This window comes from uncultured Oscillibacter sp. (assembly GCF_910584465.1).
Classification (GTDB): domain Bacteria; phylum Bacillota; class Clostridia; order Oscillospirales; family Oscillospiraceae; genus Oscillibacter.
On record NZ_CAJUBK010000001.1, the window covers coordinates 26913 to 46997 of the forward strand.

The 20085-nt window shown below is 66.3% G+C and carries 25 protein-coding genes and 1 other annotated feature (1 of these 26 cut by a window edge); of the genes, 12 read left to right on the plus strand and 13 right to left on the minus strand.

What is annotated here, in order from left to right:
- Nucleotide 1: a sequence feature (ribosomal protein L10 leader region), on the minus strand; it reaches 125 nt to the left of the window's first position.
- 65 nt (nt 2–66) lie between these two features.
- The 7 genes from QZ332_RS00140 to rpmG form a co-directional block, all read right to left on the minus strand.
- Nucleotides 67–387, minus strand: a complete 321-nt coding sequence (locus QZ332_RS00140; protein ID WP_295760907.1) for a GNAT family N-acetyltransferase — start codon at nt 385–387, stop codon at nt 67–69.
- A 10-nt stretch (nt 388–397) separates the two neighbouring features.
- Nucleotides 398–553 (minus strand): hypothetical protein, encoded by a 156-nt coding sequence (locus QZ332_RS00145; RefSeq protein WP_295760909.1) that lies wholly within the window; start codon nt 551–553, stop codon nt 398–400.
- 70 nt (nt 554–623) lie between these two features.
- Nucleotides 624–1316, minus strand: coding sequence for a 50S ribosomal protein L1 (rplA, locus tag QZ332_RS00150; RefSeq protein ID WP_295760911.1), 693 nt, complete (start codon nt 1314–1316; stop codon nt 624–626).
- Between the two features lie 111 nt (nt 1317–1427).
- Nucleotides 1428–1853, minus strand: a complete 426-nt coding sequence (gene rplK / locus QZ332_RS00155; protein WP_295760913.1) for a 50S ribosomal protein L11 — start codon at nt 1851–1853, stop codon at nt 1428–1430.
- A gap of 82 nt (nt 1854–1935) precedes the next feature.
- A complete protein-coding gene (gene nusG, locus QZ332_RS00160) occupies nt 1936–2460 on the minus strand; it encodes a transcription termination/antitermination protein NusG (RefSeq protein ID WP_295760916.1) in 525 nt (174 codons plus the stop codon).
- Between the two features lie 11 nt (nt 2461–2471).
- Nucleotides 2472–2681, minus strand: coding sequence for a preprotein translocase subunit SecE (gene secE, locus QZ332_RS00165; RefSeq protein ID WP_295760918.1), 210 nt, complete (start codon nt 2679–2681; stop codon nt 2472–2474).
- A 24-nt stretch (nt 2682–2705) separates the two neighbouring features.
- Nucleotides 2706–2855 carry a 50S ribosomal protein L33 gene (rpmG, locus tag QZ332_RS00170; RefSeq protein WP_016323379.1) on the minus strand — a complete coding sequence of 50 codons (150 nt, stop codon included), beginning with the start codon at nt 2853–2855 and terminating at the stop codon, nt 2706–2708.
- A 368-nt stretch (nt 2856–3223) separates the two neighbouring features.
- Between rpmG and QZ332_RS00175 the strand changes: the two genes are divergently transcribed.
- Nucleotides 3224–4204, plus strand: a complete 981-nt coding sequence (locus QZ332_RS00175; RefSeq protein WP_295760920.1) for a M23 family metallopeptidase — start codon at nt 3224–3226, stop codon at nt 4202–4204.
- Complete coding sequence (locus QZ332_RS00180; RefSeq protein WP_295760922.1) at nt 4188–4778, plus strand: site-2 protease family protein; 591 nt, start codon at nt 4188–4190, stop codon at nt 4776–4778. Before QZ332_RS00175 ends, QZ332_RS00180 begins: the two co-directional genes overlap by 17 nt.
- A 54-nt stretch (nt 4779–4832) precedes the next feature.
- On the opposite strand, the gene QZ332_RS00185 is transcribed toward QZ332_RS00180, so the two are convergent.
- From QZ332_RS00185 to QZ332_RS00195, 3 genes are all read right to left on the minus strand, one after another.
- Complete coding sequence (locus QZ332_RS00185) at nt 4833–5702, minus strand: hypothetical protein (protein ID WP_295760924.1); 870 nt, start codon at nt 5700–5702, stop codon at nt 4833–4835.
- A gap of 271 nt (nt 5703–5973) precedes the next feature.
- Entirely contained in the window at nt 5974–7539 is a 1566-nt protein-coding gene (gene rny, locus QZ332_RS00190; RefSeq protein WP_295760926.1) for a ribonuclease Y, read from the minus strand.
- 415 nt (nt 7540–7954) lie between these two features.
- Complete coding sequence (locus QZ332_RS00195; protein ID WP_295760928.1) at nt 7955–8695, minus strand: N-acetylmuramoyl-L-alanine amidase; 741 nt, start codon at nt 8693–8695, stop codon at nt 7955–7957.
- A gap of 93 nt (nt 8696–8788) precedes the next feature.
- Here QZ332_RS00195 and QZ332_RS00200 point away from each other — a divergent pair, with 93 nt between their 5' ends.
- Entirely contained in the window at nt 8789–10018 is a 1230-nt protein-coding gene (locus QZ332_RS00200) for a class I SAM-dependent rRNA methyltransferase (RefSeq protein ID WP_295760929.1), read from the plus strand.
- A gap of 15 nt (nt 10019–10033) precedes the next feature.
- On the plus strand, nt 10034–10723 hold the full coding sequence (gene mtnN / locus QZ332_RS00205; protein WP_295760930.1) for a 5'-methylthioadenosine/S-adenosylhomocysteine nucleosidase: 690 nt from the start codon (nt 10034–10036) through the stop codon (nt 10721–10723).
- Here mtnN and QZ332_RS00210 read toward each other — a convergent pair.
- Nucleotides 10720–11235: a putative ABC transporter permease gene (locus QZ332_RS00210; RefSeq protein WP_295760931.1), complete on the minus strand. Its 516-nt coding sequence runs from the start codon at nt 11233–11235 to the stop codon at nt 10720–10722. The genes mtnN and QZ332_RS00210 overlap by 4 nt on opposite strands.
- 123 nt (nt 11236–11358) lie before the next feature.
- Between QZ332_RS00210 and QZ332_RS00215 the strand changes: the two genes are divergently transcribed.
- Nucleotides 11359–11928, plus strand: a complete 570-nt coding sequence (locus QZ332_RS00215; RefSeq protein WP_295760932.1) for a uracil-DNA glycosylase family protein — start codon at nt 11359–11361, stop codon at nt 11926–11928.
- Between the two features lie 144 nt (nt 11929–12072).
- Nucleotides 12073–12633 (plus strand): biotin transporter BioY, encoded by a 561-nt coding sequence (locus QZ332_RS00220; RefSeq protein WP_295760933.1) that lies wholly within the window; start codon nt 12073–12075, stop codon nt 12631–12633.
- A 45-nt stretch (nt 12634–12678) separates the two neighbouring features.
- Here the strand turns inward: QZ332_RS00220 and QZ332_RS00225 are convergent, their stop codons facing one another.
- On the minus strand, nt 12679–13161 hold the full coding sequence (locus QZ332_RS00225; protein WP_295760934.1) for a GNAT family N-acetyltransferase: 483 nt from the start codon (nt 13159–13161) through the stop codon (nt 12679–12681).
- Nucleotides 13162–13318: 157 nt separating this feature from the next.
- Nucleotides 13319–13771, minus strand: coding sequence for a cupin domain-containing protein (locus QZ332_RS00230; RefSeq protein ID WP_295760935.1), 453 nt, complete (start codon nt 13769–13771; stop codon nt 13319–13321).
- Nucleotides 13772–13996: 225 nt separating this feature from the next.
- On the opposite strand from QZ332_RS00230, the gene QZ332_RS00235 reads away from it, so the two are divergent.
- From QZ332_RS00235 to tuf, 6 genes are all read left to right on the plus strand, one after another.
- Nucleotides 13997–14833 (plus strand): TraX family protein, encoded by an 837-nt coding sequence (locus tag QZ332_RS00235; RefSeq protein ID WP_295760936.1) that lies wholly within the window; start codon nt 13997–13999, stop codon nt 14831–14833.
- A 323-nt stretch (nt 14834–15156) separates the two neighbouring features.
- Nucleotides 15157–15390, plus strand: a complete 234-nt coding sequence (locus tag QZ332_RS00240) for a ribosomal L7Ae/L30e/S12e/Gadd45 family protein (RefSeq protein ID WP_295760937.1) — start codon at nt 15157–15159, stop codon at nt 15388–15390.
- A 93-nt stretch (nt 15391–15483) separates the two neighbouring features.
- The gene (rpsL, locus tag QZ332_RS00245; protein ID WP_295760938.1) at nt 15484–15900 is read left to right on the plus strand and encodes a 30S ribosomal protein S12; all 417 of its coding nucleotides are present in this window, start codon (nt 15484–15486) and stop codon (nt 15898–15900) included.
- A 180-nt stretch (nt 15901–16080) separates the two neighbouring features.
- Complete coding sequence (gene rpsG, locus QZ332_RS00250; protein WP_295760939.1) at nt 16081–16551, plus strand: 30S ribosomal protein S7; 471 nt, start codon at nt 16081–16083, stop codon at nt 16549–16551.
- Nucleotides 16552–16568: 17 nt separating this feature from the next.
- The gene (fusA, locus tag QZ332_RS00255; RefSeq protein ID WP_295760940.1) at nt 16569–18674 is read left to right on the plus strand and encodes an elongation factor G; all 2106 of its coding nucleotides are present in this window, start codon (nt 16569–16571) and stop codon (nt 18672–18674) included.
- Nucleotides 18675–18853: 179 nt separating this feature from the next.
- Nucleotides 18854–20056, plus strand: coding sequence for an elongation factor Tu (gene tuf, locus QZ332_RS00260; RefSeq protein WP_295760941.1), 1203 nt, complete (start codon nt 18854–18856; stop codon nt 20054–20056).
- The last annotated feature ends 29 nt before the right edge of the window (nt 20057–20085 follow it).

A 20085-nucleotide genomic window follows, 5' to 3' on the forward strand; every position in this document is an offset into this window, starting at 1 on the left:
ATACGGACAGGGACGATTTGTCAATAGGGGGACAGGGGAAGATCTGCCTTTTTCCTCAGGAAAGCGTCATGACCATCTTGATCTCATAGAGCGGCCTGTCCTCCAGGCTCCACTCCCGGTCCTCCCCTTCCTCCGCTTCCCGGGACCCAGCGCCTCATGATGGCGGACGGCGCCGGTCAGCGGGCTGGCGGTCCAGAGGATCGGCCGCCGGTATCCGGCCTCCCGGGCCTTTTGGAGCAGGGCGGAGGTCAGGGAGCGGCCGGCCCCGCAGCGCCGGGAGCCCTCCTCCGCCAGGAACAGGCGGAGCTGGCCCGCGTCGGGGGATCCCTCCGGCCGGCAGAGCATGATGCAGCCGATCGGTCTGCCCTCCACCTCGGCGGCCCACATCTCCTCCCGGTCATCTTTCGGCCGAGCGGTATGATCCAGGGCGACCCTTCATGGCGTAGTCGATGGAGGCGGGGCCCCAGCGGTGCTCCTCGGAGCAGACGCGCCTCTGGGCGTCGGCGAAATAGGCTTCCTTGCCGGGGCGATAGGGCCTTACGATATGATCCATGGCGCTGGACCTCTTTGGCGGACATAAGGGGAGGGGAGGCCGTTGGGCCTTCCCTCCCGGATCTGCGGTATCAGACCAGCTTGGCGGTGTTCATGCGCACGCCCGGCCCCATGGTGGCGGCGGCGACGCAGCTGCGGATATACTGGCCCTTGGCAGCGGCGGGCTTCGCCTTCACGATGGCGCCCATCAGGGTGTTGTAGTTCTCCGTCAGCTTCTCGGGGCCGAAGGAGACCTTGCCGATGGGGCAGTGGATGATGTTGGTCTTGTCCAGGCGGTACTCGATCTTACCGGCCTTGACCTCCTGCACGGCCTTGGCCACGTCGGGGGTCACGGTGCCGGCCTTGGGGGAGGGCATCAGGCCCTTGGGGCCCAGCACCTTGCCGAGACGGCCCACCACGCCCATCATGTCGGGACTGGCGACGACCACGTCGAAATCGAACCAATTCTCCTTCTGGATCTTCTCCACCAGGTCCATCTCGCCGACATAGTCGGCGCCGGCGGCCTTGGCGGCCTCGGCCTTGTCGGCCTTGGCGAAGACCAGCACACGGACGGTCTTGCCGGTGCCGTGGGGCAGGACGATGGCACCGCGGACCTGCTGGTCGGCGTGCCGGGAGTCCACGCCCAGCTTCACATGCAGCTCGACGGTCTCGTCGAACTTCGCGGTAGCGGTCTTGCAGACCAGCGCCAGGCCCTCGGCGGGCTCATACTGGATGTTCTTGTCGATCTGCTTCGCGCTGTCCTGATATTTTTTGCCTCTAAACACTGTTACTTCCTCCTCATAGTGGTCCTTCGGAACGGTATCCTCCCACTGTATGGAGCGGCGCAGCGCCGCTCGGCTTCCGGCGCGAGTCCCCTCACGCCTGTTTCATCGGGATCAGTCGCCGACGATGACGCCCATGGACCGGCAGGTCCCGGCGATCATGCTCATGGCGGACTCCAGGTCGGCGGCGTTCAGGTCCCGCATCTTGATCTCGGCGATCTTCTGGATGCTGGCCTTGGAGATGGTGGCCACCTTGGTCTTGTTGGGGACGCCGGAGCCGGACTCGATATTGCACTCCTTCTTGATCAGCACCGCCGCCGGAGGCGTCTTGGTGATGAAGGAGAAGGAGCGGTCGGCGTACACGGTGATGACGACGGGGATGATCATGCCCACGTCGTTCTTGGTACGCTCGTTGAACTCCTTGGTGAAAGCGGCGATGTTCACGCCGTGCTGGCCCAGGGCGGGGCCGACGGGGGGAGCGGGCGTCGCCTTGCCCGCGGGGATCTGCAGTTTTACATAACCAGTGATCTTCTGTGCCATGGAGCGGCACCTCCTACGATTTAAAATGTGGTTCGGCGGGACCGTCCGTGTCCCTCCCACCTGCGCGCCGCGAGGGCGCGGCTCAACTCAGGACTTCGACCTGATCCAGCTCCAGGTCCACCGGGGTCTCCCGGCCGAACATGGAGACCATGACGCTGACGCGGTCTTTCTCCGGCTCGATCTCCTCGACCACGCCGGTGAAGCTGGCCAGCGGGCCGTCCATGATCCGCACGTGGTCGCCGACGCTGTATTTGACGACGATCTCGTGCTTCTCCATGCCCATGGCCAGGACCTCTTCCTCGGTCAGGGGGATGGCCTTGTTGGCGGTGCCGACGAAGCCGGTGACGCCCCGGACGTTGCGCACCAGGTGCCAGGTCTCGTCCGTCATGATCATCTTGATGAGCACGTAGCCGGGGAAGACCTTCCGGGCCACTTCCTTGGAAGCGCCGCTCTCGGTGATCTCCGTCACGTTCTCCATGGGGATCTCGATCCGCAAGATCATATCCTCCATGTTCCGTCCGGTGACGAATTTCTCGATGCTGGTCTTGACGGCGTTCTCATAGCCGGAGTAGGTATGGATGACATACCATTTCGCGCTGTCTGCCATCTTCCGCTCCCTCAGGCGCCAAAGACGCTCAGGATCATCTGGACCAGGGAGACCGACACGAAGTCGAACACCCAGATGAACGCGCCGATGATGGCGGAACACAGCAGCACCGTGCCGGTGTTCTTGACCACCGTCTGCTTATTGGGCCAAACGACCTTCTTCAGCTCGCTTTTCATCTCGCGGAACCAAAGGCCGCGGTCCTTCTTCTTCGCTTCTGCCATTCTTCCGATACGCCCTTTCCTTGATTATTTGGTCTCGCTGTGGAGCGTGTGCTTCCGGCAGAAACGGCAATACTTGTTCAGCTCCAGCTTGTCCGGTGTGTTCTTCTTGTTCTTCATGGTATTGTAGTTCCTCTGCTTGCACTCGTTGCACCTCAGGGTCACTTTGACTCGCATCGTTCGGCACCTCCTTATATTGACCTCCCTCGGGGGGAGGCCGACTGCCTCCCTGCCGGGACCTGTCTGCTGCGGCTCGAAAAGCGAAAAAGCGCACGACAAAAAAGCCCCGCTCACAGGTGACATCAAGTATAGCACAGGTCTCCGGAGGGGTCAACCCTTTTTTTGTGAAAAGATCCGATATTTTGCGGACATGCCCCAGGCCCGGCCGGCGGCGCCCCGGAGGGGGGCGTGATGCGGCGGGGGATCCCCGGCCCCCCCGCTTTGGGGGCGGCTCCGTCCGCGGCGCAGGCGGCCCCGGGGATCTGGGGGCATGTTTGAGGAGGCACGTACATAAAATGCAGGAGGAACGGAAGGAGGGGACGGACATGACCTCACGGCAGACGGGGCGGCGGATCGCCTCCATGGCCCGGCGGCGGAGCGCCGGCCGGAGCGTCCGGGCCGGGGCCCGGCGGCAGAAGGACGGGCCCTTGGCGGGGAAGGAGCTGCGGCGGCTCGTGCAGCTGGTGGCCTGCGGCGGCATCTTCGTGGCGCTGGTGGCGGCGAAGCTGCTGCTCCCGGCGAGGATGACGGCCTTCAACGAGAAACTGGCCGCCGTCATGGAGCAGAACATGGACGTCCAGGCGGTCTTCAGCGCCGTCGGCCGGGCCTTCTCCGGAGAGGAGGGCGGCGGGGTGGAGGAGGTCTATCAGGCGGTCTTCCATCCGCAGGAGGGGGCCCCTGCGGCGGGGCCTGCGCTGACCGCGATGGGGGCCCCCATCCGGGCGCCGGGGATCCCGGGCGGCGGGGCGCTGGACAGCCTGCGGAGGTGGCGGATGGGGCCGGAGGATCCCGCCGGGGGGGACGCCCCGCCGACGGAGGAGGCCGACGCTCCCCCGTCGGCCTCGGACTTGGCGTATGTCCTGTATTCCCAGGAGAACCTCCCGGAGGGCGTCAGCATGGAGCAGGCCATCCTGGGCTTCGATTACTGCGCGCCGGTGGAAGGGGTCCTCAGCTCCGACTTCGGCTACCGGGAGCACCCGACGGAGGGGGAGGAGCGGTTCCACTACGGTGTGGACCTGGCGGCGGAGGTCGGGGCGGAGGTGGCGTGCTTCGCCGACGGCACCGTCACCGCCGTGGGGGACAGCAGCAGCTATGGCCGTTACTGCGTGGTGGCCCACGAGGGCGGCTTCTCCACCCTCTATGCCCATTGCAGCCGGATCACGGCCAGCTCCGGGACGGCGGTGAGCCGGGGGCAGAAGATCGCCGAGGTGGGGGAGACGGGCATGGCCACCGGGCCCCACCTCCATTTCGAGCTCCAGAAGGACGGCACGTACCTGAACCCCGTCTACTATGTCGCCTCCCTGTAGGGTCCGCTTCACCGGCGGCTTCGTGCTCCTGGCCGCCTGGTTCGTCCTGGCGAACGGCTGGGAGCCCCTGCTCACCGTGCTGGGGGCCGCTGGCGTCCATGAGCTGGGGCACTGGCTGGTGCTCCGGATGCTGGGGGCGGAGGTGACGGGATTCCGCCTCAGCGCCCTGGGGGCGGTGCTGGAGACGGACAGCCGGAGGCTCTCCTACGGCGGGGAACTGGCGGCGGTGCTGGCGGGCCCCGTTGCGAACCTGCTGGCGGCGGCGGTGCTGGCGGCGCTGGGCGGCGGGCACTGGGCGGCGGCGGTGGGGGCAGACGTGGTGCTGTGCGTGTTCAACCTGCTGCCCGTCCGCCCCCTGGACGGGGGCCGGGCGGCGTACCTGCTGGCCTCCTGGCTGGGGGGCCCGGACGCGGGGGAGCGGGCGGCCCGCTGGCTGGGCACGGTGACGGCGCTGGCCCTGGCGGCGGGGATCGCCTGGGCCATGTGGGAGAGCGGGGGGAGCCTGTGGCTGCTGCCCGCGCTGTCCGCCAGCGTCTATTGGGGCGCGCTGCCCTGGACCTCCGGCCCGCGGTGAGGGGGGATCCCGGCCGCAAAAGTCGAGCCCTCCGGCTGGGCCGGAGGGCTCGATTCAGGCGATGAGGGCTTCCATCCGCCCCAGGAGATAGCTGCCGAGGTCCGGCCGGTCCGCCCCGGCGTCTGCCTGGAGGGCGGCCAGGGCGGCGTGGGCCCGCGCGATCCTCCGCACGTCCGCCTCCTCCCGCAGGGACTCGATCCAGGCGTCCAGGTGCTCCATGAGCTTGTCCCAGGCTTCCTGCTCCTCCTGGTCCTCCTTGGCCTCCCGCATCCGCTCCAGCAGGGCGGAGCGGAACTCCGACAGGCCAGAGAGCAGACGGTCCTTCAAAAAGAGCCGGTGGTCCGGGGCGGCGGCGCCGGGAGCTCCGGAGGCATAGGGGCGGTACAGGGCCAGCAGCTCCGCCGCTTGGGCCCGGCAGACGCCGCCAAAGTGGGAGTCGTGCCGATGCCGGTCGATCATGCTGAGATAATCTCGCTTTTCCGTGATGTCTCCGGCCTCCAGCCCGGTGGGGAGGACCCGGCCGTCCGGACCGCCCCGGGATGCGCCGGCCTCCTCCAGATGGCCGAAGAGGGCGGCCAGCTCCGCGTAAGAGGCGCTGGAGGGGTCGATATCCTTGATATGGCAGGTGAAGTCGAAGGGCCCGCTGTCCGAGGTCCCGGTGACCCGGACGATGGGGTCGCCGGGAGTGGAGCCCGCCGTATATTCCGCGTAGAGTTCCTGCATGGTGCCGTCCCGGCCGCGGTGGGAGCCGGAGAAGACCGTGTCCTCATTGGGCATGCGGAGATGGATGGTGGGCCCCTGGACGGCGGCGGTGGTCTGGACCATCCGCTCCCGGAAGGAGGGACCGGAGGGGGCCGGGGAGACGGCGGGACGGCGGTCCTCCGCCTGGGCCTTCCGGGTGTTCGACAGGGATGTGACGCTCATAGCTTGCGATCCTTCCTTTCTGTTCTGCTGAAAAAGATAGGAAGCGGCGGTGAGACGATCACGGCCGCTTCCTGTTCCCTGCGTCTTTGTCCCCGCAGTCCATCGCGGGGATCGGGACCTGTATCCACGACCATGTGACGCCGTTTGAGCAGGCCGTTTGCCCCACGCTTCCAGCTGTCCTCCCCGGGCGGCAGCCCGCGGAGGACAGCTGCCTCGATCGGAGGCGATATCCCCCGCTCAGCCGGCATCCCCCGGACATGGATATGGGTCTTCATTTCGCGTACTCGACGACCTTGGTCTCCCGGAGGACATGGACCTTGATCTGACCGGGGTACTCCATCTCCTCCTCGATTTTCTTGGCCAGATCCCGGGCCAGGAGGACCATCTGGTCCTCGCTGACCTGCTCGGGCCGGACCATGACCCGGACCTCCCGGCCCGCCTGGATGGCGTAAGCCTTGTCCACGCCGGGATAGCCGCCGGTGATGCTCTCCAGCTGCTCCAGGCGCTTGATGTAGTTCTCCAGGTTCTCGCGCCGGGCGCCGGGCCGGGCGGCGGAGATGGCGTCCGCGGCCTGTACCAGGCAGGCGACGATGGTCCTGGGCTCCACATCGTTGTGGTGGGCCTCGATGGCGTGGACGATGTCCTCCCGCTCCTTGTACTTCCGGGCGAACTCCACGCCCAGGGCCACATGGGTGCCCTCCATCTCATGGTCGACGGACTTGCCCAGGTCGTGGAGCAGTCCGGCGCGCTTGGCGGCCTGCACGTCCACGCCCAGCTCCGCGGCCATCATGCCGGCGATGTGGCTGACTTCCACGGAGTGCTGGAGGACGTTCTGCCCGTAGCTGGTGCGGTAGTGGAGGCGGCCCAGCATCTTCACCAGCTCGGGGTGGAGGCTGCGGATGCCGCACTCGAAGGTGACCCGCTCGCCCTCGGCCTTGATGGTGGCGTCCACCTCCCGGCGGGCCTTCTCCACCATCTCCTCGATGTGGGTGGGGTGGATGCGCCCGTCGGAGATGAGCTTCTCCAGGGCGAGGCGGGCGATCTCCCGGCGCACCGGCTCGAAGCAGGAGACGGTGATGGCCTCCGGCGTGTCGTCGATGATGAGGTCCACGCCGGTCAGGGTCTCGATGGTGCGGATGTTCCGGCCTTCCCGGCCGATGATGCGGCCTTTCATCTCGTCATTGGGCAGGGGGACCACACTGACGGTCATGTCGGCCACCTGGTCGGCGGCGCAGCGCTGGATGGCCTGGGCCACGATCTCCCGGGCCCGGGCGTCGCACTCCTCCTTCATCCGGGACTCGACCTCTTTGATCTTGAGGGCGGTCTCATGGGTGACCTCGGACTCCACCTGGTCGATGAGGTACTGCTTGGCCTCCTCGGTGGTGAAGCCGGAGATGCGCTCGAGCATCTCGGTCTGGCCGCGCTTGACGAGCCGGATCTCTTCGGCCTCCTTGTCGATGGCGGCGTGCTTTTGTGTCAGGGACTCTTCTTTCTTTTCCACGGCCTCGATCTTCCGGTCGAGGTTCTCCTCCTTCTGCTGCAGGCGGTTCTCCTGCCGCTGAAGGTCGGCCCGGCGTTCTTTGACTTCCTTTTCGTACTCGCTGCGGTTCTTCAAGATCTCTTCCTTGGCCTCCAACAAAGCCTCGCGCTTCTTGGATTCGGCGCTTTTGATGGCTTCGTTGACGATGCGCTTCCCCTCTTCCTCAGCGCTGGAGATCTCTTTCTCAGAGACGTTCTTCCGGTAGCGGATACCGAGCGGGAAGAAGATCGCGCCGCCGACCGCCACGCCGATCACTACGGCGATGATGAGCTGGATCACGGCTGCTGATCCCTCCATTTCGATTTTTTGGTATCGTCCGGAGCCTGTTCCAAAGACCGTCGACACACCCGTGCGGCGGAGGGGGATCGTCCCGCCTCCCAGGGCATGGGACGCCCGCGGGCGGTATGGCCGCCGCGGCGACCGGGGCCCCTCTCGTCCTGCCCGCGCCCCGGATGAGGGGCGCCCGTCCGCGCTGGGGCGGGGAGCTCTCTCCGCTGGGCGTATCGTCAGTCCCCAAAACAGGCCCGGTCGAACAGGGTCGGTCTTAGAAAACGACCGGAGGGCGCCCCTTTGCCCCCCGATGGCGATCTTCCTCTAGTTTAAACGTTTGCCGGACGGCTGTCAAGGAAAATCCTCAGATCTGAGGCAGATCCCTGCGAAAAATTTGCGGGGAGGGGGAAGCGGGGGCCGGCGCGGGCCCTCACCCGGGCGGTCAGGTGTCGATGAAGGCGGCGGCGGCGTAGCCCACCAGGTCCCCGTAATGGACGACGTACCAGCCCTGCCACTCGCCGTAGATGGTCACGGGGGCCCCGTTGGGCATGTTGGCGATGATGGTGCCGGTGGGGGCGGGGTAGCTCCGCAGGTTCAGCGTCCCCCAGCGGACGGACACCCGGCCCTCCACGGGATCTGTGGGATAGATGAAGGGCAGGCCGAAAAACTCGGTCAGCGCCCGGGCCAGCTGCTGGGCGATGGCGTCCATGTGGCCCTCCACCCAGACGGCGTCGGAATAATTGTCGTGGTAGCCGATCTCCGCCAGCACGGCGGGGGCGTTGGACTGGGCGACCTCCCCCAGCGTGGTGGTGGAGCGGGTGGTGACCTTGTTGGGCAGGGGATAGATCTTGCGCAGCTCCTGGGCGATGAGCTCCGCCGCCCGCCGGCCCTGGCGGCTGGTGGGGTAGTAAAAGACGATGATGCCCCGCTCCTCGCCGTAGCGGCCCTCCGGCGCGCCGTTGGAGTGGAGGGCGAGGTAGAGGTCGTAGGTCCCCCGGTTGGCCTCCCGGATGGAGGACCCGGCGGTCATCTCGGGGCGGTTTCGCTGGAATTGGATGCCGTTGGACCGCAGGTAGGGGACCAGGGTGTCCGCCAGCAGGTTCATGTTGTATTCCTCCGAGCCGCTGCCGGTGACGTAGGCGTTCCACTCCTGAGTCGACGGGCTCAAATAGATCGTAGGCATGGCGATCCCTCCTTCTTATTTGGATACTATGGAGATCCGGGCGGATGTGTGCTATACTGGACGGGAAAAAAGCTGACAGGAGGGCCTCATCCCATGAAAGCAGGACGTCCATACCCCAGCGCCGCCGTCACGCCCAAGGCCGAAGCCGCCATCCTCCGGGGGCACCCCTGGGTCTATGACGCAGAGATCCTTTCCATCACCGGGACGCCGGAGGACGGCGGCCTGGTGGACGTGCAGGGCCGGAAGGGCGCGTACCTTGGCACCGGCTTCTTGTCCGCGGCGTCCAAGATCCGCATCCGCCTGCTCTCCCGGAACGCCAACGACCGCTTCGACGCCGCCTTCTGGGAGCGGAAGCTCCGCTGGGCCTGGGAGTACCGGAAGACCGTCATGGACCCGGAGGACCTGGACGCCTGCCGGGTCGTCTTCGGCGAGGCCGACATGTTCCCCGGACTGACGGTGGACAAGTTCCACGACCTCCTCAGCGTCCAGGTGCTCTCGGCGGGCATGGAGAAGGTCAAGGGGCTGGTGCTGCCCCTGCTGGTCCGCATCCTCCGGGAGGACGGGCAGGCCGTCCGGGGCGTCTACGAGCGGAACGACTCGGCCCTCCGGGAGAAGGAGGGCCTGCCGCAGTATAAAGCCTGGTACGCCCTGCCGGGGGAGGCGGTCCCGGAGTCCCCGGTGACGCAGATCGTGGAGAATGGGATCCGGTACCTGGTGGATGTAGAGAACGGCCAGAAGACCGGCTTCTTCTTGGATCAGAAGTATGACCGCCGGGCGGTGGCCCGTCTGGCGAAGGGGAAGAGGGTGCTGGACTGCTTCACCCATACCGGCTCCTTCGCCCTGAACGCCGCCCGGGGCGGGGCGGAGCACGTCACCGCCGTGGACGTGTCGGAGACCGCCGTGGAGATGGCGCGGGCCAACGCGGAGCGGAACGGCCTGAGCGGCGTGGTGGAGTGCGTGGCCGCCAACGTCTTCGAGCTGCTCCCGGCCCTGGAGAGGGAGCCGCCGAGGTACGACTTCATCATCCTGGACCCGCCGGCCTTCACCAAGTCCCGGAAGACGGCGGCCAGCGCCATGACCGGGTATAAAGAGATCAACTACCGGGCCATGAAGCTGCTCCCCCGGGGCGGGTATCTGGCGACGTGTTCCTGCTCCCACTTCGTGCCGGAGGAGGCGTTCACCGCCATGCTCCGCTCCGCCGCGCGGGACGCCGGGGTCCGCCTCCGGCAGATCGAGGCCCGGCAGCAGAGCTGCGACCACCCGATCTTATGGGGCGTGGAGGAGACGAGCTATCTGAAATTCTACCTGTTCCAGGTGGTGTGAAGGAGGCGCTTTTGCGTGAGGAGGATCGGTATCGTGTGCGCCAGCGATACGGAGCTGGCGCCCTTCCTGGAGAGGATGGACGTCGCCCGGACCACGGAGCGGGCGATGCTGAGGTTCTACGAGGGGACGGCGGGGCCGCTCCCCGTCACGGCGGTGTACGGCGGCGTATGTAAGGTGAACGCCGCCGTGGCGGCGGAGCTGCTGATCGGGACCTTCGGCGTGGACGCGGTCGTCGACGCCGGGACCGCCGGGGGGCTGGATCCCGGCGTCGGGCGGTTCGATACGGTGGTCGCGGAGCGTTCCTTTTATCACGACGTGTCGGAGGACATCCTGACGGAGTTCCACCCGTGGATGCCGTCGGTCTATTTCCCGTCGGACGGGGGCCTGCTGGCCGCCGCGCGGGCCTATGCGGCGGAGGCCGGGCGCCCCCTGCGCTTCGGGACGATCGCCACGGGGGAGGCGTTCATCGAGGACGGGGACCGGGAGCGCATCTACCGCGCCCGCGCCCCGCTGGCGGTGGATATGGAGACCGCCGCGGTCGCCCATGTCTGCTATGTGGAGCGCGTCCCCTTCCTGTCGGTGAGGACCGTCACCGATACCGCCGGCGGCAGCGGGGCGGAGGCGTTCGAGCGGAACTGCGTGCGGGCTTCCAAGATCGCGGCGGAGGTCACGATGGGCATCCTGCGGGGATGGGCCGGCGTTTAGAAGAGGCCCGCCCTCCGCATCCCCTCCAGGTCCCCCGTGACCCGGAGGAACCGCAAAGAGCAGACCACGTCGGCGGTGGACACCAGCAGGCAGGCGTAGGTCACCGGCGCCGGGACGGCCTGCGCCAGCGCCTGGGCCCACGGCTGGACGAACCGGACCGCCGCCCACACCAGCACCCCCCAGGCCAGGCTGAAGGGGAGGCAGACCCGCCCCCGGAGGTTCCCCGGGACCTGGCGGTAGTCCCAGAAGCGGACGCCCAAAGCCCGCTCCCCGGCCCAGTGGTAGAGATACTCCGCCGCCGTCGCGGCCAGCCCGCCGAAGACCATCAGCTCCGCCCAGCCCATGGGCGGCAGGGCCAGCACCGCCAGCATCCCCAGCCCGTAGACGGGGCAAAGGGGCAGGAGGAGCAGGCAGCGCCGCCGCCCTCCCCCGGACGAAGCGGCGGCGAAGGCCAGCTCCACCAGCCAGCCCAGGAAGCTGTAGATCCAGAAATACCAGAGCCAGGGGGCCATGTCCGATCACCTCACGGCTCAGTCTCCCCCAGGGGGCGGACGTGTATCCGGCCCTTGCGCCGGTAGTTTTTTCATGGTATGATGGTCCGGCAGGGGACAACGAAAGGATAGGAGTGGAACGATATGGATACATGGGAGAGCTTGCGGGCGGAGTGCCTTGGATGTGAGGGCTGTTCCCTCGCGGAGGGCCGCCACAGCGTGGTCTTCGGCGACGGCGCGGAGGACGCGGAGATCCTGCTGATCGGCGAGGGCCCCGGCCAGCATGAGGACGAGCAGGGCAGGCCCTTCGTGGGCCGGGCGGGGAAGCTGCTGGATGAGATGCTGGAGATGGTGGGCCTGGACCGGAGCAAGGTCTACATCGCCAACATCGTCAAGTGCCGCCCGCCCCAGAACCGGGACCCCCTGGGCGTGGAGCGGGACGCGTGCATCGGCTGGCTCCGCCGCCAGACGGCGCTGCTGCGCCCCAAGATCATCGTCTGCCTGGGCCGCATCGCCGCCAAGTCCATCATCAAGGAGGACTTCCGCATCACCCAGGAGCACGGCCAGTGGTCCCAGCGCAACGGCGTGTGGATGACCGCCATCTACCATCCGGCGGCGCTGCTGCGGGACGTCCATAAGCGTCCGGATACCTTCGAGGACCTGAAGGACATCCAGGCCAAGGCCCGGGAGCTGTGCGAACACACGGAGCTTTGAGCGGCATGGACCATCGGGAGGGGGAGGGGCCGGGCCCCTCCCCCTCGTCTCCTGCAAAGTTGTAAACTGATTTTAAAAAAGTGGTTGACAAATAGGGGAGGATGCGGTATCCTAGGTCCCGAGGAAACAGAAGGAGGAACGTCTATGCCTGATCGGACCCTATCGAAGATGAAGGCCCGGGACCTGACGCTGGTCGCGCTGTTCACGGCGCTGACGGCGGTCTGCGCCTGGATCTCCGTCCCCGTCCCCGCGCCCTTCGTGCAGTTCACGATGCAGACCTTCGCCATCTTCGCGGCGCTGCTGGCCCTGGGAGGGGAGCGGGGGACCCTGGCCGTCACCGCCTATCTGCTCCTGGGCGCGGTGGGCGCGCCGGTGTTCAGCAATTTCCGCGGCGGCCTGGGGGTGCTGCTGGGGACCACGGGAGGCTATATCCTGGGGTTCTTTTTCACGGCCCTGCTGTACTGGTGGATGACCGCCCGGCTGGGGGAGGCCCTGGGGGTGAAGCTCACCGCCTGCGTGCTGGGGATGGTCACCTATTACGCCTTCGGCACGGCCTGGTATCTGGCGCTGTATGCTATGACGGATAGCCCTGTGGGCCTGATGACCGCCCTGGGCTACTGCGTGTTCCCCTTCATCGTCCCGGATCTCGTGAAGCTGGGGCTGGCGGTGCTGCTGGCCCGGCGGCTGAGGGAGCGCCTCCGGTGAGGGAGCGCGGGAGGGCCGGCGCCGTGAGGCACCGGCCCTCCTTCGTCAAAACCGCAGCCGCATATCGTACCAGACGGCCCCGCCGTGGACGGATCCGGAGACGCCCTCGCTCCGATAGCCAAGGCTCTCGTAATAGCGGCGGAGCTCCGCCCTGCAGGTCAGGACGCAGCCCGCCCGGCCCTGCGCCCTGGCGTCGGCGATGACCCGCTCCATCAAAAGAGCGGCCCGGCCCTGCGTCCGGTATCGGGGCAGGGTGCCGACGCCGAAGATCATCTGCCATGCGCCGCCCTCGTCGTGGAGGGCGGCGTCGGCGTACATCTCGTCCCGGAGCAAGGGCTCGTCGGAGACGGGGCCGTCGATGTAGCTGACCAGGGCGCCGTCCTCCTCCATCAGCCAGAAGTGGTCCGGATAGACGGCCAGCCGCCGGGCGAGGGCCTCCGCAGAGGCGGCTTCCGCCGGGGGGAAGCAGGCGGCCTCCGCCGCCGCCAGGGCGGGCAGGTCTGCGGGCACGGCGTTCCGGATCGTCATGGCGTCTCCTCTCAGGGCTCGTCCATATAGGACGGATGTGGGGACCTCCGGCAGGGCCGGATGCAGGGCAGGGGCCCGCGGGCGTACGGACGTACGCCGCCGGCGCGGCAGGGGGACAGGCCGGGGAGGCGTGCGTCCCGCCGGCTGCGGACAGGCCCTAGGGGCGTCCCCGCAGGTATTGGTATTCCAGCAGCATCCGTCCGGTGCCGCTAGAGATGTTCTCGATGTGATAGGGCTGGTCCGCCTTGAACCGGATGGCGTCCCGCTCCAGGAGCTGGAAGGTCCGGCCCTCCGCCGTGAGGCTCACCGTGCCGGAGAGCACTGTGGCATGGCAGACGCAGCCTGGGAGGGAGGTGCCGGGGGTGTATCTCGCGCCGATGTACAGGTCCAGGAAGCAGCTCATCATGTTGCTGATGTCGTCGTAGGGGAGGCTGGGCCGCAGGATGGTCCTGCCGCCGTCCAGATGCTTGGGCCGGGAGGCCTGGACCCGGGACAGGATCGGAGAGCCGCCCTCCATGATCTCGGGCCCCAGCTTTTCCGTCCTCTCCTTGTCCGGCCGGTGGGGCATGACCCCCTCCCCCGGCAGGGGCGCGAACAGATCCTCTTCCATGTGCGGTCCTCTCCTCCGTGTCCTCCCTCGTCGGGATAGCTTGCACCATACTACCTTTTTTGCCGGCGTTTGTCAAGGCGCTTTGCCTCCCCCGGGGGCCCTGGGCGGCGCGGGAGACTGAAAAATGTAAGAGATCTGTAAGGTCTTTGTCGAGCCGTTCGTAAGATATGTCCGATATGCTCTTCCCAAAGACCGGCTTTTGCCGGGGACGAGGAGGATATCGTGATGAACTATAAACAGCTGAAGATCTTCGCCATGTGCTGCATGGTCTTCGACCATGTGGTCCGCATCTTCCCGCTGGAGCGGATGCTGGCCCCGCTGGCCGACGCCCTGTGGATGGCGGGCCGCGGCGGCCTCGCGGACTGGCTGCTGGACGGCTTCCCTTTATATTTAATGTATATCGGCCGTCTGGCGGCCCCCATCTTCATCTACTGCCTCGTGCAGGGCTTCGCGCATACCTCCGACGTCCGCCGCTATCTGGGGCGCATCCTTTTGGCGGCGGCCGTCGCCCAGGCTCCCTATATCGCCTTCGACCTGGCGGAGAGCCGCCTCTTCGGCATCGAGGGGGACTGGCGGGACGTCAGCCTGAACATCCTGTCCACACTGGCGCTGGCCCTGTGCGTCCTGGCGGTCCACGAGGAGCTGGGACGCCGGGGACTGGCCTTCCTGAGCCCCCTGGCGGTGGCCGCGGCCACCTGGCTGGCCATGGAGCTGGATATGGAGGGCGGACAGGGCTATATCATCCTGGCCTGGGCCTATCACATCGCCCGGGACCGTCCCCGGCTGCAAAAGGCCCTGCTCTATATCCCCGCCGTCCTGCTGGCCCGCCGGGGACTGGTCCTGTGGGCGGTCCGGAGCCTGGGCACGCCGGAGCAGGTCATGGTCCTGCGCAACTGCCTGCTGAACGTGCTGGGCAATTACTTTGGGATGCTGATCGCCCTCCTGGACGACGGGGAGAAGGGGGAGGCGGGGAAGGGCTTCCAGTATGCCTGCTACGCCTTTTACCCCGCCCACTTCGCGGTCCTGGCGGCGGCCGGCTTTTTGAGGCCGCCGTTCCTGTGAACCGGCCGGTCCGTGCGGCCGTCCGCCGGAGGGGCGCCACCCCCGGAGACGCGGCGTCCCGGGCGCCCTATGAGCGGCCGCGCGGGGCAGCGCGCCCGCCGGCGCCCGCTCATGCGGTACGAGATCCCCTCCCGCCGGGGGAGGGGAGGGGGATCTATGGAAAAACAGGAAGATCGCGATCTTTTTTGCCAAAACTGCTTGACGGCTGGCCCAGGTCATGGTATAATCCCTACTTGCGCGGACTGGAGTCCGTAGATTTTGCTGCGCGTTCCTCAGCGGGAACGGCTTCCCGCCGCGCAGCGAGGGGGCAGGGGGTCTTTCCTATGGAGGCTGGGAAGCGGGTCGTGGGCGTGAAGCAGTCCCGCAAGGCCATCCGGGAGGGACGGGCCCGCCGGGCCTATCTGGCCGACGACGCCGATCCCGCCATCATCGAGGCCCTCGCCGCCGAGTGCGCCGCCGCCGGCGTCCCCGTGGAGGGCGGGCGGACCATGGTCCAGCTGGGCCGGGAGAGCGGCATCGCCGTGGGTGCCGCCGTGGCCGTGGACCTCGTCCCGTGAGCGCCGTCCAAGATATTTTTGGTTTTTTCGGAATAGCCCACCGGCTTTCTGTAAAAAATAAAATGTAAAAATATGAAAGAAAGGAGAAATCCGATGCCTACTTTCAACCAGCTGGTCCGTAAAGGAAGGGAACAGGCTTCTTACAAGTCCACTTCTCCCGCGCTGCAGTTCGGTCTGAACACCCTGAAGACCAAGACCACCAATCAGCCCTCTCCCCAGAAGAGAGGCGTCTGCACCGCCGTGAGGACCGCGACCCCCAAGAAGCCCAACTCCGCTCTGCGTAAGATCGCCCGTGTGCGCCTGACCAACGGCTACGAGGTCACCGCCTATATCCCCGGCGTGGGCCACTCCCTGCAGGAGCACTCCGTGGTCATGATCCGCGGCGGCCGTGTCAAGGACCTCCCCGGCGTCCGCTACCACATCATCCGCGGCACTCTGGATACCCAGGGCGTGTCCGGCCGGATGCAGAGCCGTTCCAAGTACGGCGCCAAGCGGCCCAAGTCCAAGTGAGCGGGACGCTCTGAACGAATCACTTTGCCGAACAGGTTTCATATAGATCGAACGCGTCCGTCCCCCCTCCGGGCGGCGGCGCGCGGGCGTTGCCCTTCGGCAGAGGCATCCACGGAAGGCTGGAAGACGCCTTTCGAGTACCTATGAGATCATAGAATCATTATGAAGGAGGGAAGCATAGTGCCCAGAAGAGGTAATGTTCCCAAAAGAGAGATCCTGCCCGATCCCATGTACGGCTCCGTGCTGGTGACCCGTCTGGTCAACAACGTGATGCTGGACGGCAAGAAGGGCGTGGCGCAGAAGGTGGTCTACAGTGCCTTCGACCAGATCAAGGAGAAGACCGGGAAAGACCCCGTCGAGGTGTTCACCCAGGCCATGGACAACATCATGCCCAGCCTGGAGGTCAAGGCCCGCCGCGTGGGCGGCGCCAACTATCAGGTCCCCATGGAGGTCCGTCCCGCCCGGCGCACCACGCTGGGGCTGCGGTGGCTGACCGCGTATTCCCGCGCCCGGAGCGAGCGCACCATGGCGGAGCGCCTTGCCGGCGAGATCATGGACGCGGCGGACAACACCGGCGCGGCCGTGAAGAAGCGCGAGGACATGCACAAGCAGGCCGAGGCCAACAAGGCGTTCGCGCATTTCCGCTGGTAAGTTAGGAGAAAACAGGTATGCCGAGAAAAACATCGCTTGAAAACACCAGGAACATCGGCATTATGGCTCACATCGACGCGGGCAAGACGACCACCACCGAGCGGATCTTGTTCTACACCGGCGTGAACTATAAGATCGGCGAGACCCACGACGGTACCGCCACCATGGACTGGATGGCCCAGGAGCAGGAGCGCGGCATCACCATCACCTCCGCCGCCACCACCTGCTACTGGACGGGCACCAAGAACCAGTTCCCCCAGACCCGGATCAACATCATCGACACCCCGGGCCACGTGGACTTCACCGTGGAGGTGGAGCGCTCCCTGCGCGTGCTGGACGGCAGCGTGACCGTCATGTGCGCCAAGGGCGGCGTGGAGCCCCAGTCCGAGACCGTCTGGCGTCAGGCCGACCACTACAAGGTCCCCCGGATGATCTACGTCAACAAGATGGACATCATGGGCGCCGACTTCTACAACGTCCTCCACATGGTGGAAGACCGCCTGAAGTGCAACGCCGTGCCCATCCAGCTCCCCATCGGCAGCGAGGATACCTTCAAGGGCATCGTCGATCTGATCGAGATGGACGCGGACGTCTACTATGACGATCTGGGCAAGGACATGCGCGTGGAGGAGATCCCCGCCGACATGCTGGACCTGGCCAACGAGTACCGCGAGAAGCTGATGGACGCCGTCTCCATGTACGACGAGGAGATCATGGAGATGTATCTGGACGGCCAGGAGGTCCCCCAGGAGAAGATCCGGGCCGCCATCCGCAAGGCCACCATCGCCAACGAGATGGTCCCCGTCACCTGCGGCACGTCCTATAAGAACAAGGGCGTGCAGAAGATGCTGGACGCCATCGTGGACTTCATGCCCGCCCCGACGGACGTCCCCGCCATCAAGGGCGTGAACCCCAAGACCGACGAGGAGGACGAGCGCCCCTCCGACGACGACGCGCCCTTCTCCGCCCTGGCCTTCAAGATCATGACCGACCCCTATGTGGGCCGCCTGAGCTTCTTCCGGGTCTACTCCGGCCACCTCACCACCGGGTCCACCGTGCTGAACAGCACGAAGAACGTCAAGGAGCGGATCGGCCGCATCCTGCAGATGCACGCCAACCACCGCGAGGACATCGAGGAGGTCTACTCCGGCGATATCGAGGCCGCCGTGGGACTGAAGCACACCACCACCGGCGATACCCTCTGCGACGAGAAGGCCCCCATCATCCTGGAGTCCATGGAGTTCCCCGAGCCCGTCATCCGCGTGGCCATCGAGCCCAAGACCAAGGCGGGCCAGGAGAAGATGACCATCGGCCTCATCAAGCTGGCCGAGGAGGACCCCACCTTCAAGACCTATACCGACGAGGAGACGGGCCAGACCATCATCGCCGGCATGGGCGAGCTCCATCTGGAGATCATCGTCGACCGCCTGCTCCGGGAGTTCAAGGTGGAGGCCAACGTGGGCGCTCCCCAGGTCGCCTATAAGGAGACCATCAAGAAGACGGTGGAGCAGGACACCAAGTACGCCCGCCAGTCCGGCGGCAAGGGCCAGTACGGCCACGTCAAGATCCGCGTGGAGCCCAACGAGTCCGGCAAGGGCTATGAGTTCGTCAACGCGATCGTGGGCGGCGCGGTGCCCAAGGAGTATATCCCCGCCGTCGACGCGGGCATCCAGGGCGCCATGAACGCCGGCGTCGTGGCCGGCTTCCCCGTGGTGGACGTGAAGGTCACCCTGTACGACGGCTCCTATCACGAGGTCGACTCTTCGGAGATGGCCTTCAAGATCGCCGGTTCCATGGCGTTCAAGGACGCCTGCCGCAAGGCGGACGCCACGCTGCTGGAGCCCATCATGAAGGTCTCCGTCATCGTCCCCGACGAATATATGGGCGATGTCATCGGCGATCTGAACAGCCGCCGTGGCCAGATCATCCAGCTGGAGGCCCGTCCCGGCGCCCAGCAGATCGACGCCCATGTGCCTCTGGCCGAGATGTTCGGCTACGCCACGGACCTGCGCTCCCGCACCCAGGGCCGCGGCCAGTACACCATGGAGCCCAGCCACTATATCGAGATCCCGAAGAACATCCGGGAGAAGATCGTGGAGACCCGGGTCAAGAGCGGCGGCTGAGCCGCTGCTGCGGTCCGGCGCCGGGCCGCGGGGCCTGGCGGATCCTGCCGTCCCTCCCTTTGGAGAAAAGTGGCGGGAAAGGGATTGATTTTCCAGACGATATACGGTAGAATAGGCGGTACAGGATACGTTCGTACCGCCGCAGTTGGATCTTAAAATGAATTAGGAGGACATTACAAATGGCCAAGCAGAAATTCGAGCGCACGAAACCCCATGTGAACATCGGCACCATCGGCCACGTCGACCACGGCAAGACCACCCTGACCGCCGCCATCACCAAGTGGCTGTCCTACCAGGGCAAGGCTGAGTTCGAGGCCTATGACAGCATCGACAAGGCCCCCGAGGAGAAGGCCCGCGGCATCACGATCAACACCGCCCACGTCGAGTATGAGACCGAGAAGCGGCACTATGCCCACGTCGACTGCCCGGGCCACGCCGACTATATCAAGAACATGATCACCGGCGCTGCGCAGATGGACGGCGCCATCCTGGTCATCGCCGCCACCGACGGCCCCATGGCCCAGACCCGTGAGCACATCCTGCTGGCCCGCCAGGTGGGCGTGCCCGCCATCGTCGTGTTCCTGAACAAGTGCGACCAGGTGGACGACGAGGAGCTGCTGGAGCTGGTGGAGATGGAAGTCCGTGAGCTGCTGAGCACCTACGAGTTCCCCGGCGACGACCTGCCCATCATCAAGGGCTCCGCCCTGAACGCCCTGGTCTCCGACTCCACCGATCCCAACGCCCCCGAGTACGCCTGCATCAAGGAGCTGATGGACGCGGTGGACGACTATATCCCCACGCCTCCCCGCGACGACTCCCTGCCCTTCCTCATGCCCGTCGAGGACGTGTTCACCATCTCCGGCCGCGGCACCGTCGCTACCGGCCGTGTGGAGCGCGGCCAGCTGAAGCTGAGCGAGGAAGTCGAGATCGTCGGCCTGGCGGAGGAGACCAAGAAGACCGTCGTCACCGGCATCGAGATGTTCCACAAGCTGCTGGACTTCGCTGAGGCCGGCGACAACATCGGCGTCCTGCTCCGCGGCATCGACCGCAACGGCATCGAGCGCGGCCAGGTCCTGGCGAAGCCCAAGTCCATCAACCCCCATACCAAGTTCAAGGGCCAGGTCTACGTCCTGTCCAAGGACGAGGGCGGCCGCCACACCCCCTTCTTCAACAACTATCGTCCTCAGTTCTACTTCCGCACCACCGACGTCACCGGCGTCATCTCCCTGCCCGAGGGCACCGAGATGTGCATGCCCGGCGATAACGTCGAGATGAGCGTGGAGCTGATCACCCCCATCGCCATCGAGAAGGGCCTCCGCTTCGCTATCCGCGAGGGCGGCCGCACCGTTGGCTCCGGCGCTGTCACCGACATCGCTGAGTGATCCATCCTGCGCGAAAAGGACTGCCGCTC